The organism is Shewanella violacea DSS12, assembly GCF_000091325.1.
Lineage (GTDB): Bacteria > Pseudomonadota > Gammaproteobacteria > Enterobacterales > Shewanellaceae > Shewanella > Shewanella violacea.
The window spans coordinates 31,597-45,138 of sequence record NC_014012.1 but is presented as its reverse complement, the minus strand read 5'-3'; the positions used below and the strand labels follow the sequence as shown (position 1 = coordinate 45,138).

At 46.2% G+C, this 13,542-nt stretch carries 11 protein-coding genes; 5 read left to right on the top strand and 6 right to left on the bottom strand.

The window, feature by feature from the left end:
* Window positions 1-65: 65 nt before the first annotated feature.
* A complete protein-coding gene (locus tag SVI_RS00175; protein ID WP_013049329.1) occupies window positions 66-641 on the bottom strand; it encodes a DNA-3-methyladenine glycosylase I in 576 nt (191 codons plus the stop codon).
* Window positions 642-822: 181 nt separating this feature from the next.
* On the opposite strand from SVI_RS00175, the gene glyQ reads away from it, so the two are divergent.
* Complete coding sequence (gene glyQ / locus SVI_RS00170; protein ID WP_013049328.1) at window positions 823-1,728, top strand: glycine--tRNA ligase subunit alpha; 906 nt, start codon at window positions 823-825, stop codon at window positions 1,726-1,728.
* 11 nt (window positions 1,729-1,739) lie between these two features.
* The gene (gene glyS, locus SVI_RS00165) at window positions 1,740-3,809 is read left to right on the top strand and encodes a glycine--tRNA ligase subunit beta (protein WP_013049327.1); all 2,070 of its coding nucleotides are present in this window, start codon (window positions 1,740-1,742) and stop codon (window positions 3,807-3,809) included.
* A 98-nt stretch (window positions 3,810-3,907) separates the two neighbouring features.
* Here the strand turns inward: glyS and SVI_RS00160 are convergent, their stop codons facing one another.
* Entirely contained in the window at window positions 3,908-4,975 is a 1,068-nt protein-coding gene (locus tag SVI_RS00160; RefSeq protein ID WP_041420147.1) for an HDOD domain-containing protein, read from the bottom strand.
* 145 nt (window positions 4,976-5,120) lie between these two features.
* On the opposite strand from SVI_RS00160, the gene pxpB reads away from it, so the two are divergent.
* The 3 genes from pxpB (at window position 5,121) to pxpA (ending at window position 7,606) form a co-directional block, all read left to right on the top strand.
* Entirely contained in the window at window positions 5,121-5,825 is a 705-nt protein-coding gene (gene pxpB, locus SVI_RS00155) for a 5-oxoprolinase subunit PxpB (protein ID WP_013049325.1), read from the top strand.
* Window positions 5,822-6,751, top strand: coding sequence for a 5-oxoprolinase subunit C family protein (locus SVI_RS00150; RefSeq protein ID WP_013049324.1), 930 nt, complete (start codon window positions 5,822-5,824; stop codon window positions 6,749-6,751). The genes pxpB and SVI_RS00150 overlap by 4 nt, the downstream gene beginning before the upstream one ends.
* Before the next feature lie 120 nt (window positions 6,752-6,871).
* Window positions 6,872-7,606, top strand: a complete 735-nt coding sequence (pxpA, locus tag SVI_RS00145) for a 5-oxoprolinase subunit PxpA (RefSeq protein WP_013049323.1) — start codon at window positions 6,872-6,874, stop codon at window positions 7,604-7,606.
* A 4-nt stretch (window positions 7,607-7,610) separates the two neighbouring features.
* Here pxpA and SVI_RS00140 read toward each other — a convergent pair whose 3' ends face one another.
* The 4 genes from SVI_RS00140 to dnaN all read right to left on the bottom strand — a co-directional run bounded on the left by SVI_RS00140 (window position 7,611) and on the right by dnaN (window position 13,526).
* A complete protein-coding gene (locus SVI_RS00140; RefSeq protein WP_041419529.1) occupies window positions 7,611-8,033 on the bottom strand; it encodes a hypothetical protein in 423 nt (140 codons plus the stop codon).
* Window positions 8,034-8,508: 475 nt separating this feature from the next.
* The gene (gene gyrB, locus SVI_RS00135) at window positions 8,509-10,929 is read right to left on the bottom strand and encodes a DNA topoisomerase (ATP-hydrolyzing) subunit B (RefSeq protein ID WP_013049320.1); all 2,421 of its coding nucleotides are present in this window, start codon (window positions 10,927-10,929) and stop codon (window positions 8,509-8,511) included.
* A gap of 1 nt (window position 10,930) precedes the next feature.
* Window positions 10,931-12,028, bottom strand: coding sequence for a DNA replication/repair protein RecF (gene recF, locus SVI_RS00130; RefSeq protein ID WP_013049319.1), 1,098 nt, complete (start codon window positions 12,026-12,028; stop codon window positions 10,931-10,933).
* A gap of 397 nt (window positions 12,029-12,425) precedes the next feature.
* A complete protein-coding gene (gene dnaN / locus SVI_RS00125; RefSeq protein ID WP_013049318.1) occupies window positions 12,426-13,526 on the bottom strand; it encodes a DNA polymerase III subunit beta in 1,101 nt (366 codons plus the stop codon).
* Window positions 13,527-13,542: the final 16 nt, after the last annotated feature.

The window sequence follows — 13,542 nt, the reverse complement described above, 5'->3', positions numbered from 1 at the left end:
AAGCACTACGACTTGCTCTTCCTTCTTCTAAAACCTAGCCCCTGGAAATAAGCCCCTTATTTATTTCACTTATCATAACAAAAACAATATGTTGCATGGTCGTTAACCATACCTACAGCCTGCATAAATGCATAACAGATTGTCGGTCCGACGAAGTTAAAACCCATTTTTTTCAAAGCCTTAGACATGGCTTCAGACTCTGGGGTCTTCACGGGGATCTCTTCCATAGAGTTGAAGTGGTTCACAATCGGACTGCCACCAACGAAGCTCCAGAGAAATTCGGAGAAATCATTGCCCTGCTCGCTCTTAGTATCAGAAAAGTTGGCCATGTAACCGCGCGCATTCTTGATGATGGAGTTAACCTTTAGACGGTTTCTGACGATGCCTTTATCCTGGAGTAACTCCTCGACCTTAACAGCATCAAATTTAGCAATTATCGCGGGTTCGAAATTAGCAAATGCCGCTTCATAGTTTTTTTGCTTCTTGAGAATGGTGATCCATGAGAGTCCCGCTTGCTGGCCATCGAGGCAGAGCTTGGCGAAAAGCTCCTTACTGTCGTACACGGGTCGACCCCAAACATAATCATGATAATCCAGATAAATTTGATCATCCCCAACCCAGCCGCAGCGCTTCTTATCCATGGACTTACTTCCTAAATATTATTTTTATGTTTATTTCCTTTAGGAGATAAAAAATAACCTACATATGCCTATTTCTACAAGGTATAATCGAAACCATTTTTATATTTCCAAGCTAGCTCTAGCTGCTAAATAAGCATCTAGACAAGGTGTTGGTATCATCCTGACGGCGTAGACAGTAGACATGACGACGAAACATGACGTAAAGACATTCCAGGGTTTCATTATGACCCTGCAGGAGTACTGGGCGCAGCAAGGTTGCGCCATCGTTCAACCTCTAGATATCGAGGTTGGTGCCGGTACATTCCACCCACAAACTTTCCTACGTTCATTAGGCCCAGAGCCAATGAGCAGTGCCTATGTGCAGCCATGTCGCCGCCCAACAGATGGCCGTTATGGTGATAACCCTAACCGTCTACAGCACTATTATCAGTTTCAGGTTGTATTGAAGCCATCTCCAAGCAACATTCAGGAGTTATACCTAGGCTCATTAGAAGCTGTCGGTGTAGACATGAGCGTTCATGATGTACGTTTCGTAGAAGACAACTGGGAATCACCTACTTTAGGTGCCTGGGGTCTAGGTTGGGAAATCTGGTTAAATGGCATGGAAGTGTCTCAGTTCACTTATTTCCAACAGGTTGGCGGTATCGAGTGTAGTCCAGTAACCGGTGAGATCACTTACGGTCTGGAACGTCTGGCCATGTATATCCAAGAAGTTGACAGCGTCTATGACCTAGTCTGGACCGATGGCCCCATGGGTAAGATCATGTATGGTGATATCTTCCATCAGAACGAAGTCGAGCAATCTACCTATAACTTCGAACATGCCGATGTTGATGTACTTTTCAGATTATTCGATGATTGTGAAAAAGCCTGTGAGCGTCTCTTGGCTCTCGAAAAGCCGCTACCACTTCCGGCCTACGAGCAAGTAATGAAGGCCTCTCATGCGTTTAACATGCTTGATGCCCGCCATGCTATCTCGGTAACCGAACGTCAGCGTTATATTTTACGCGTTCGCACCTTAGCTAAAGGTGTCGCACAATCCTATTATCAAGCCCGTGAAGCCCTCGGCTTCCCGATGTGTAAGTAGAGGTAATAAATATGAATTTCGAAAACTTACTCATTGAAATCGGCACCGAAGAGCTGCCTCCGAAATCCCTGCGTAAACTCGCAGAGTCTTTCCTGAGCAACTTTACCGATGAGCTGAAAAAAGCGGAGCTTAGCTTCGAATCCGCCGTTTGGCATGCCGCCCCACGTCGCTTAGCTCTTAGCGTCAACCAACTCGCCACTGCTCAAGCCGACAAAGTCGTCGAAAAGCGTGGCCCAGCAGTGGCTCAAGCCTTCGATGCTGATGGTAATCCGACTAAAGCCGCCATGGGCTGGGCCCGTGGTAACGGTATCACAGTCGAAGAAGCCGGCCGTCTGAAAACAGATAAAGGCGAATGGTTACTGCATCAGGCAAAAGTTGTCGGTGTAGAAACAAAGAGCCTAATCTCGGCTATGGCGCAACGTGCATTAGATAAGCTACCTATCCCTAAGCCAATGCGCTGGGGCAGTAACAAGACGCAATTTATCCGTCCTGTTCATACAGTAACTATGCTATTTGGCAGTGAAATCGTTGCAGGTGAGCTACTAGGCATAAAGTCAGATCGTGTCATTCGTGGCCACCGCTTTATGGGCCAAGCCAGCTTCGAGTTGGATCACGCCGATAACTATTTGTCGGCACTGAAAGAAAAAGGCAAGGTACTAGCCGATTACGAAGTCCGTAAGACTATTATCAAAACCGATGCAGAAGCTGCTGCGGCTAAGATTGGCGGTATTGCCGATCTTGAAGATGAGCTGCTGGAAGAGGTCTGTTCTCTGGTCGAATGGCCTGTGGTATTAACCGCCAGCTTCGAAGAGAAGTTCCTCGATGTACCTGCTGAAGCTTTGGTTTACACCATGAAAGGCGATCAGAAGTACTTCCCTGTATTCGACAAAACAGGTCAACTGCTACCTAACTTCATCTTCGTCACTAACATAGTGTCTAAAGATCCTCAGGTGATCATCTCGGGTAACGAGAAAGTGGTTCGTCCACGCCTTGCAGATGCCGAGTTCTTCTTCGAAAACGATAAGAAACAGACATTGGAAGACCGCTTGGTCAGCCTGGAAACCGTCGTATTTCAGAAGCAGCTTGGTACTATCAAGCAGCGCGTCGAACGCATCTCAGAAATGGCAGGCTTTATCGCTAGCAGCATAGATGCTAATGCCGAAGATGCATCACGTGCAGGCCTACTTTCTAAGTCAGATCTGATGACAAACATGGTTATGGAGTTCACCGATCTTCAGGGCACCATGGGCATGCATTACGCACGCCTCAACGGTGAAACTGAAGCTGTGGCTCTGGCTCTGCAAGAGCAATACAAGCCTAAGTTCTCCGGTGACACGGTTCCTACAGCAAGCATATCTATCTGTGTCGCGCTGGCTGAGAAACTGGATACCCTGGTTGGTATCTTCGGTATCGGTCAGGCACCTAAGGGCGCTGCCGATCCATTCGCACTACGCCGCGCCGCCATAGGTATTCTGCGTATCTGCGTCGAGAATAACCTGCCTCTAGATCTGGTTAACCTTATCGCTAAGGCGCAGGAACTGCATGGCAGCAACCTCAGCAATGAGACAACTGCCGAGCAGGTGCTCGAATTCTTCATGGGTCGTTTCCGTGCCTGGTATCAAGATCAAGGCGTTAGCGTCGACGTGATCTTAGCCGTACTGGCTCGTCGTCCAACGGCACCTGCCGACTTCGATAGTCGTATCAAGGCCGTAGCTCACTTTAGAACACTGGATCAAGCATCGGCTTTAGCCGCGGCTAACAAGCGCGTGTCTAATATCCTAGCTAAGATTGAAGGTGATATTCCAGCAAGCATAGATGCGAGTTTATTGACTGAAAACGCAGAGAAAGCACTGGCAGAGAAGCTCAATGAGCTTCAACCTAAGCTGGCTCCTCTGTTTGCTGCGGCAAACTATCAGGAAGCACTGGCACTTCTGGCTGATCTACGCGAAAGCGTTGATACCTTCTTCGAAGATGTCATGGTTATGGCTGATGACGAAGCCTTGAAGAACAACCGTTTAGCCTTGCTTTCAAGCCTACGCGAGCAGTTCCTCCATGCAGCAGATATATCTTTACTGCAGTAAGAAGGCTTTAGTTCCTAACTCTTAAATGCTAAGAATAGGGAACTAGGAATTCGTACCGGTTAAAAAACAAGCCTCAGAGAAATCTGGGGCTTTTTCTTTTAAATCTCTTTCAGCTTCTTATGTAAAACCTCAAACTCATCTCGGCTTAGATCAGCATCGATTAACAAGCGTGCCAAACAAGGCTCATCTAACTTTTTACCATGATAAAGCATGGAACACTCGCTGATCAGATTAGCACGCCATACCAGAGCTGCTAACGTCTCTGTTGGCTTAGAATCTAGATTGGCTAATTGGCTCAAAGATGATTCGAAGCATCTAGGTAAATTCCAGCATTGAGCCAGCAAGGCACTCAAACTGAGGGATTTAGAGGTCATCACTTGCCTGAATAGCCAGGAGCTGGGCTGCTCTCCAGGTTCTGCTAATTGAAACTCATCCAATAGCATCTTGAAGATGGCAATTTTTCCAACGTCATGGAGTAGGCCCAAGAGAAATGCCGTATCGGGATCCTGATCGGAAAGCTCAGTGGCCAACTCGGATGCCAGGTAAGCGACTTGCATTGAATGACGCCATATTTGCAGACCGAAGCGGCGATAATAAATAGGTTTAATCACTATCATCTCACGCACCATGCAGGTGGTAACCAGGCGCCTAAGTTGATCTCTGCCCAACTGAACGAAGGCCTGCTGTAGGCTAGTTACCTCTCTGTCTCCTCGCTTAAATACCGGAGAGTTACATAATTTCATCACTTCGACACTCAAGACAGGATCGTCATGAATCTCTTCCACCAACACCTTTATATCGACACTCTCATCCTTGAGACGTCTACCTAACTCGGCTAGTTTACTTGGTAGTTTAAGGACCTTATCGGCGACATCTTGAGGTGACATCAGAGCATGCTCTACGTCACCCATCACAGCTTTCTCTAAATTATTAGCGACTCCCCCAGTGTCATTAGATCTGGTAGGAAAAAGTAGACTATAAAACAAGGCGGCAAGATCGACTGAATCAGAAATAAGCTCTTCCTCTGCACCGGCTTGATCTTGTGCTTGAGCCGATGCACAGGCTAATTTATCTTGGACACAGGTGTCCTGCCTAAAGCTTTTCGGCTCGGCAAGAAAGGTTTTATCTCTGATATTAAACAGCTTATTAAAAAGTGTTCTAACCAATTTATATGACCGGGTAAGTAAACAGCGCCAAGATAGAAACTTAATCATAGCGCCTGTAAAAATAATCAGAGATGTTTATCGGGTTACAAACTAGATTTTAAGTATTATCCTAATCCTTTAGCTTAAGACGTGAAGCACGCATCACATGAATCAGGATCTGCTACCTAAATTATTCAGACTCGGCGAAAAAGCCCTAGTACTGGATTGCGCCAGCCTATCAAGCTCGAGCAGCAAGCTAGAGATACAGAGAAAAATATGGCACGTAGCAGATATATGCAGAACCAGTGGTGACTTTGAAGATATTGTCCCAGGTAATAATAATCTGACGCTTTTTTTCAAAGACGGTAAGAAAATCCCATTGTGGATCAATCAAGTTAACCAAGTTTGGCCCCGTAAACTAGTCCAAGAAAAACCTGGAAGACTGATCAAGATCCCGGTCCAATATGGTGGCGAGTATGGGCCAGACCTTAACTTTGTTGCCCAGTACAACAAGCTCGAGCCCCAAGAGGTGATAGCAATACATACCTCGACTCAATATAGCGTGCTATTCCTGGGTTTTCAGCCTGGTTTCCCCTATCTGGATGGACTAGATAAACGACTCTTTACCCCAAGATTAGCGACTCCCAGATTATCAATTCCAGCAGGCTCTGTCGGTATAGGTGGCGAGCAGACTGGCATATACCCGGCTCAGTCTCCCGGCGGCTGGCAACTTATAGGTCGCAGTACAGTCAATTTATTCGATAACGATAGAACTAAACCCTCTCTGCTTTCACCTGGCGATACAGTGCAATTCATTGACATAGAGTCTTTGGACGAAGTTGAAGAAGCTAAATCAGAGGTACCAAGATGATAGAGGTACTCACTCCGGGCTTTCACACCACAGTTCAAGATCTTGGACGCACAGGCTATCGCCACTTAGGTGTATCAGTCTCGGGGGCATTAGATCGACAAGCCTTGATGCTGGCTAATCGTTTAGTTGGCAATCCAGATAATGCGGCTGGTCTAGAGCTCACGGCGGGAACATTTGAGCTCAAGTTTCATCGTGATGCCTGGTTTACCCTGACAGGCGCAAAGTATGAGATCAAGATTGGCGCTAGAGAGATATGGCATGGCTGGCGCAACAAGATTCAGGCCGGAGAAACCTTAAGTCTGAGAGGCCCTAAATCTGGCATGCGTGCTTATTTAGCCATAGATGGCGGCGTAGATGTGTCTATATGTCTGGGCTCTAGATCCACCTTAGTGACCGCCGCACTTGGCGGTCACTTAGGTAGAGCCCTCAAAATAGGGGACCGAATCCCCTTAGGAGAAAAACTATCCCTTTCTAAGCCTATTGGTGCAGTGCAGAGAGGTTATTCTAGTGAGATACGCGCCCTACCTGGGCCCGAGATGGCGCTATTTACCCAGGAGTCACGTAAAGTATTCTGGAGTAGCCAGTGGCAGGTCTCAAACGAGAGTAACCGCATGGGCGCACGCTTATCCGGCCAAGCATTAAGCTTAGAGCAAGAGCAAAGCTTAAACTCGCATGCTGTCATGCCTGGTACCATTCAGGTGCCGCCATCGGGCCAGCCCATAGTTCTACTAGCCGATGGGCAGACCACTGGCGGCTATCCTAAGATTGCCACAGTGATTGAAGCGGATCTGTGGAAGCTGGCGCAGACAAGGCCAGGAGATAAACTGCAATTTACTCATGTGAGTCCAAACCAGGCGGAAGACGCAAACTACGAATGGCAACAATATTTTTATCGTCTCCAAAAGGCAATTGATAGCTGTAGTTGATAAAAGCAATCACGGAGGACGCCTGTAAACGACAAGTGGCAACAGCAAGATTCTTGATAGCTCTTGCTTACAACTGATCACTTACAGCTTATAACTGAACAATAGGAAGAGAGGTCTATCATGTTATCAAATTCGAAAGGCTACCCTATCGACCTTAATGCCGACTTAGGTGAAGGAGGAGCCAATGACGCAGCCCTGCTGCAATTGATCACTTCGGCTAATATTGCCTGCGGAGGTCATAGTGGTGATCAATCGAGTATGCACACAGCTGTTAGGCTAGCATTAGCCTCGGGTGTTAATATTGGCGCCCATCCCAGCTTTCCCGACCGCAAACATTTTGGTCGTCAGCCCATGATAATTTCAGACCAAGAGCTATTAGCCTCGATCTATCAGCAAATTAACTCATTAAAAGCCGTCTGTGACTCTCTGGGCGCTAAAATGTTCCACGTGAAACCTCATGGTGCTCTTTATAACCTGGCGGCGTTCAACGAGCGTTTAGGGCTACTACTAATTGAAACCATAAAACGCATAGACCCAAGTTTAAAACTGATGATCCTTGCCGCCAGCCCACTGGTGCAACTAGCAAGACAACAGGGACTCGATGTTATCGAAGAGGCCTTTGCCGATCGGCGATATTTGCACAACGCCAGCCTGGCACCTAGGCAGATGCAAGGCGCTGTGATAGAAAACGATACTCAAGCCTTGGAGCAGGTTGAGTTATTACTAGGGAATAAGCCGCTACCGACACTCGATGGAGCCTTACTGCGACTCAAGGCCGATAGCATCTGTATACACGGGGATAGTGAGCATGCACTCAGCTTTGCTAAACAGATCAGTGCAAGGCTCACGGCATAAGCAGCTAAGCCTTATGGGCCCATATTTCGATGCTAGATTTTCTGAAGTTTATTGAATTGGCAATATTTTTGTCGAAGTTAATCGTGAAGCTGGCAATACTCTTGTTACTCTCCTTCACCATAGCCCCCTGACTAAAACTCCCCTTTCGCAACAGGCCAAACATCTGATGGCTAGTCGCTCCATCGTCTCCCTTCATGATAACGTAGAGATCTCTTATTCTCATGTTCTCTTTCATGGGTTTAAGCTTAATCATATCGAAACGCTTTTCGCGAAAATTATTATCGATATTAATGTTATTGATGCCACTCTTAAGCTCGGTATCGGCAACCTTAACCCAATCCTTTCCTGGCGATGAACTTCCCGCCACAGATGAGAAGCTCAACAGACTGACTAAGGTTATTACACCTAACTTGGCAAAGTTTTTCATAGAATTTATCTCCTTGTTATTGATAACTAGCTTATCAAGGAATGATCGATTAATTGATTAGCTCGATAAATAGTGCAAAGCAGCCGAAGGAATAAAGCAGGAAGGTGACATCCACAAGAGAATATTTATCCCCAGACATAAACCCCCTTTTAGTACCTCCTGTACTCCGGGGATAAGCACTCTGACTATCATGGATGATAGGAATGCACAGAAATATAGGAACATCTCCTGCCATGTGCAACGTTTATTTGTATACATCCCTGTCCCTCTTATTTAATAAAGAATGACATAAATGTTCCAGACATTAACCCCCTCCTAGTACCTCCTGTACTCCGGGGATAACTACTCTGACTATCACGGATGATAGGAATGCACAGAGATGTAGGAACATCTCCTGCCATGTACAAAAAAGCCCCGGATTTCTCCAGGGCTTTTGTTTTACTTATCGCTTATAACTTACAGCTTAAGACTGCTGTTAAACATCCAAGTTAGCTACGTTCAGTGCGTTCTCTTCGATAAATTGACGACGCGGTTCAACTTGATCACCCATCAAACAGGTGAACAACTGATCGGCACCGATAGCATCTTCGATGGTCACTACCAGCATACGGCGTGTCTCAGGATCCATGGTGGTTTCCCAAAGCTGCTCAGGGTTCATCTCACCCAGTCCCTTATATCGTTGAATATAAAGTCCACGTCTAGAGTCGTTCATCAGCCAGTTAAGTGCCTCGACGAAGGTAGAAATCTCCTTCATGCGTTCACCGCGCTTGATATAGCCGCCTTCAACTATGAGTCCTTCAAGAGCAGCTGCAAGCTTAGCCATACGCTCGTAGTCACTTGAATTGAGGAAGTCATAGGTAAACAGATAGCTGGTATCGATACCATGCTTACGTATGTGCACATTTGGCAAATATACTTTACGCTCAGGGTCCATAACTGGATCAGCGCTATACATAACCCCGCCAGACTCTTTCTCTGTTAGATCAGCGACAAATTCATCACACCACTGCTTAACCTTAGCTTCATCGGCTAACATCTCAGCATCCAGAGCTGGATGATAAAGCATACGTTCGGTCAACAGAGTCGGATAGCGCATGTTCAAACGATCAAAGATGGTTTCCACTTCGCGATACTGATAAACCAATTTCTCTAACGGTGCACCTGAGATAGCTGGCGCATCGGCTGAAGAATGCAGCTCACCACCGTCTAGGGCTAAGTTAGTCAGAAACTCAGTCAAGGCCAGCTCATCTTTCAGATACTGTTCCTGTCTGCCTTTCTTCACCTTATAGAGAGGTGGCTGGGCGATATAAATATAGCCACGTTCGATAAGCTCAGGCATCTGACGGAAGAAGAAGGTCAGTAGCAGAGTTCGAATATGAGATCCATCGACGTCCGCATCTGTCATGATGACGATGTTATGGTAACGAGTCTTATCGGGATCATATTCATCACGACCGATACCACAACCTAGTGCGGTGATCAGAGTCGCGACTTCCTGAGAAGAAAGCATCTTATCGAATCTAGCCTTCTCAACGTTTAGAATCTTACCTTTTAGCGGTAAAATTGCTTGGTTCTTACGGTTACGCCCCTGCTTGGCGCTACCGCCAGCAGAGTCACCTTCCACTATGTATATTTCAGAAAGCGCTGGGTCTTTTTCCTGACAATCAGCCAGTTTACCCGGTAGACCACCTAAATCTAAGGCACCTTTACGACGCGTCATCTCACGGGCTTTACGCGCCGCTTCACGAGCACGAGACGCATCGATAATCTTACCGACGATCAATCTAGCTTCGTTTGGATGTTCCATCAGGTAGTCACCCAACTTCTCACCCATGGTCTGCTCAACCGCAGACTTAACTTCGCTTGAAACCAACTTATCTTTAGTCTGAGAACTGAACTTAGGGTCCGGAACCTTAACCGAAATAACCGCAGTCAGGCCTTCACGGGCATCATCGCCGGTAGCATTGGTCTTGCCCTTCTTGTTATAACCCTCACGCTCCATGTAGGCGTTAAGGTTACGGGTCAAGGCACCACGGAAACCAGCAAGGTGAGTACCACCATCACGCTGAGGAATGTTGTTGGTGAAACAGAAGATGTTCTCCTGGAAACCATCGTTCCACTGCATAGCCACTTCGACAGTGATACCGTCATCGCGCTCTTGAATGAAGTGAAACACGTCTTTATTGACCGCTGTCTTGTTGACGTTCAAGTAATCAACGAAGGCGCTGATGCCGCCTTGATACTGGAAAAACTCATCACGGTTATCACGCTCATCGATCAAGCGGATACCCACACCCGAGTTTAGGAATGACAGTTCACGAACTCGTTTAACCAGAATATCGAAATGAAATTTGATATTAGTAGTGAAGGTTTCATGGCTTGGCCAAAATCTTAGCTCGGTACCCGTACTAGTCGCATCGCCAATCTCTTTGATCGGCGCATCGGGCACACCCATGGTATAGAACTGCTCGTAGAGTTTACCGTTACGGCGAATAGTCAGCTGTAACTTCTCAGACAGAGCGTTTACAACCGAAACACCCACCCCATGTAGGCCACCAGATACTTTATAAGAGTTATCATCGAACTTACCGCCCGCATGGAGTACAGTCATGATCACTTCTGCGGCCGATATACCCTCTTCCGGGTGAATATCAACTGGAATACCACGACCATCATCTTTCACCGATACCGAATTATCGGCATGGATAGTGATGATAACCTCGCTACAATGGCCCGCTAAAGCTTCATCGATAGAGTTATCGACCACTTCGAATACCATGTGATGTAAACCTGAACCGTCGTCGGTATCACCGATATACATCCCTGGTCTCTTCCGTACTGCATCAAGGCCTTTTAGTACCTTAATACTCGAAGAATCGTAACTATTCTCTGACATATTATTCTCTCGTCGGTTGTTCAATTACCGTTACACGCCCCTGTTCCACATGGAACACCTTACTCGGTGGCGTGTTTAACGAATCTAGTATCGCTGCAGGCTCGATGGCGGTGACAAAAACTTGTGCGCCGGTATCGGTTAACTGCTGCAGCAACAATTGCCTGTGCTTTGCATCCAATTCCGATGGAAGATCATCCACCAGATAAATACTATTCTTATCTATTTGCTGCTTGAGTAATTTTCCCTGTGCAATACGCAGTGCACAGACTAACAATTTCAGCTGTCCCCGGGATAAAGCATCCTGAACAGGCAAGGTGCCTACACGTAATCTCAAATCGGCTTTATGGGGACCACTAGCGGTATTGCCGCTGGATACATCTCTGGGATATTGCGTCTCTAAAAGCTGCGCATAATCTGTTTTACTGTCCCAACCTCGGGTAAAAGAAACCTTCACATCGACCTGAGGTAAAAACTCCCCGATTATACCCTTAAGTTGCTCATTTAACGAGTTTACATATTGGGTTCTGATATCTGTTACGACTTCAGAATAACGCACCAACTCTGTATCCCAATATTGAATCTGAGAGTAGCCAGCCTCATTTTTAAGCAATTGATTTCTTTGCTTTAAAATCCGTTTTACATTGACCCAGGCCGAATGGAAACTTTTATCACAATGGAACGCTCCCCAGTCGATAAACTGACGTCTCGATTTTGGCCCATCAAACAGTAAGGCAAAACTCTCGGGAGTGATCACTTGTATCGGCAAAGACTCGGCCAGAGTAGATAGACGCTTGATCTTATCACCATCAATCTTGACCTCGGTCTCGCCGCTGCGAAATCGCCTTAGGCCTATCTTGCTCTCTTTATTCTGCACATTTAACTTAGCGAATAAGGTTAACTTATCATCTGAGTGTTGAATCACACGTTGGGAAAGATGGCTGCGAAAGGAACGGCCCATACCAAGAAAATAGATAGCTTCTAAAATACTGGTTTTGCCACTGCCATTCAGACCATAAATGAGATTAATCCCTTCGGCCGGAAGCAGTTGAGCAGAAGCGATATTCCGAAAAGTTTCAATATGAAGACGCGTCAGACTCATTTATGGCTCATTAATCACTTATTCGGGCAAGCTAACAAGATGCACGTAATTTAACGAATAAAAACGTCGCAAATTATTAGGTGGAAAAATTCAAATAGCCAAGAAGATTAGCATATCCACAGACCACATCAAAGCGCGGATTTCATCCAAAATAAGGCGGTAAAATCACTACAAGCTAACAGCACAAGAAAAAGCTAATTTACCTGTCACTTATGGACCATAAACAGCCAAAACAAAGCCGCTTGTTAGCCATCCATGGCCAAGTGGCATAAGTGTTCCCGACACAAACCCGCTTGTTAACAGCCCATCGCCATCCAATCTTAAGTTACCGGACACAAAAAAGGCTGCGTTAGCAGCCTGTTCAATATTAATTTGGGTTTATCTTGTCGAATTAAGACTAGAGCCTCATCGGCATAACCACATACATAGAATCTTCTTCGATATGATTCTCGATCAGCGCACTTGAGTTGCCATCGATAAGCGTGATACGCACATCGTCTGAAGGTAAGTTATTCAACACATCCAACAGGTAACTGACGTTGAAGCCTATTTCCAATGGAGTGTTATCATATTCCACATCTATGATCTCCTCGGCTTCTTCCTGCTCAGGATTATTAGCAGTTATCTTAAGTAAATTATTTTCCAGCTGTACTCGCACACCACGGAACTTCTCATTTGAGAGGATAGAGGCACGTAGCAGAGCCTGCTTAAGTTGGTTTCTACTGGCAATGACAACTTTGTCGCCACCCTTAGGCAAGACTCGACGATAATCAGGAAAACGCCCATCGACTAGCTTACTGGTCAACACGGCACTGGATGTTGTCGCACGTATGGCATTATCACCTATAGCGATAGTCACATCTAAGTCTTCACCTTCGAACAGACGTTGCAGCTCAACGACACCCTTACGGGGCACGATCACTTGCTTCTCAGGCAGAGTCGCCTCAATTTGACGGTGACTCAAGGCTAAGCGATGGCCATCGGTTGCTATGGCACGCAGTACATTGCCATCGGTTTCCAGTAGTAGACCGTTAAGATAATAACGTACATCCTGGTTAGCCATGGAGAACTGAGTCGCATCGATAAGCGACTTAAGCGTGCCTTGCTTGATGGTAAATTCGATATCGGACTGAAAGGCCTCGACATTGGGATACTCTTCCGCCGGCAATGTCGCTAACGTAAAACGACTGCGACCAGATCTGAGTAACAGGCGATTTTCCTGTTGTTCAATCTTTAGCTCGACCTGATCGGGAAGTGATTTAACGATATCGAGAAATTTCTTCGCCGGTACGGTAATACGCCCCTCTACAACATCACCCTCTAACTGAACCTGACCGACTAATTCGACCTCAAGGTCGGTACCCGTCATCTTAAGTGAGTGTCCACTCACTTCAACTAAGAGGTTTGCCAGAATAGGCAAGTTATGACGTCTCTCCACCGCTCCATTAACTAATTGCAGCGGCTTTAATAGGGCATCCCTATCAATTGAAAATTTCATCAGTTTCAATTTCCCA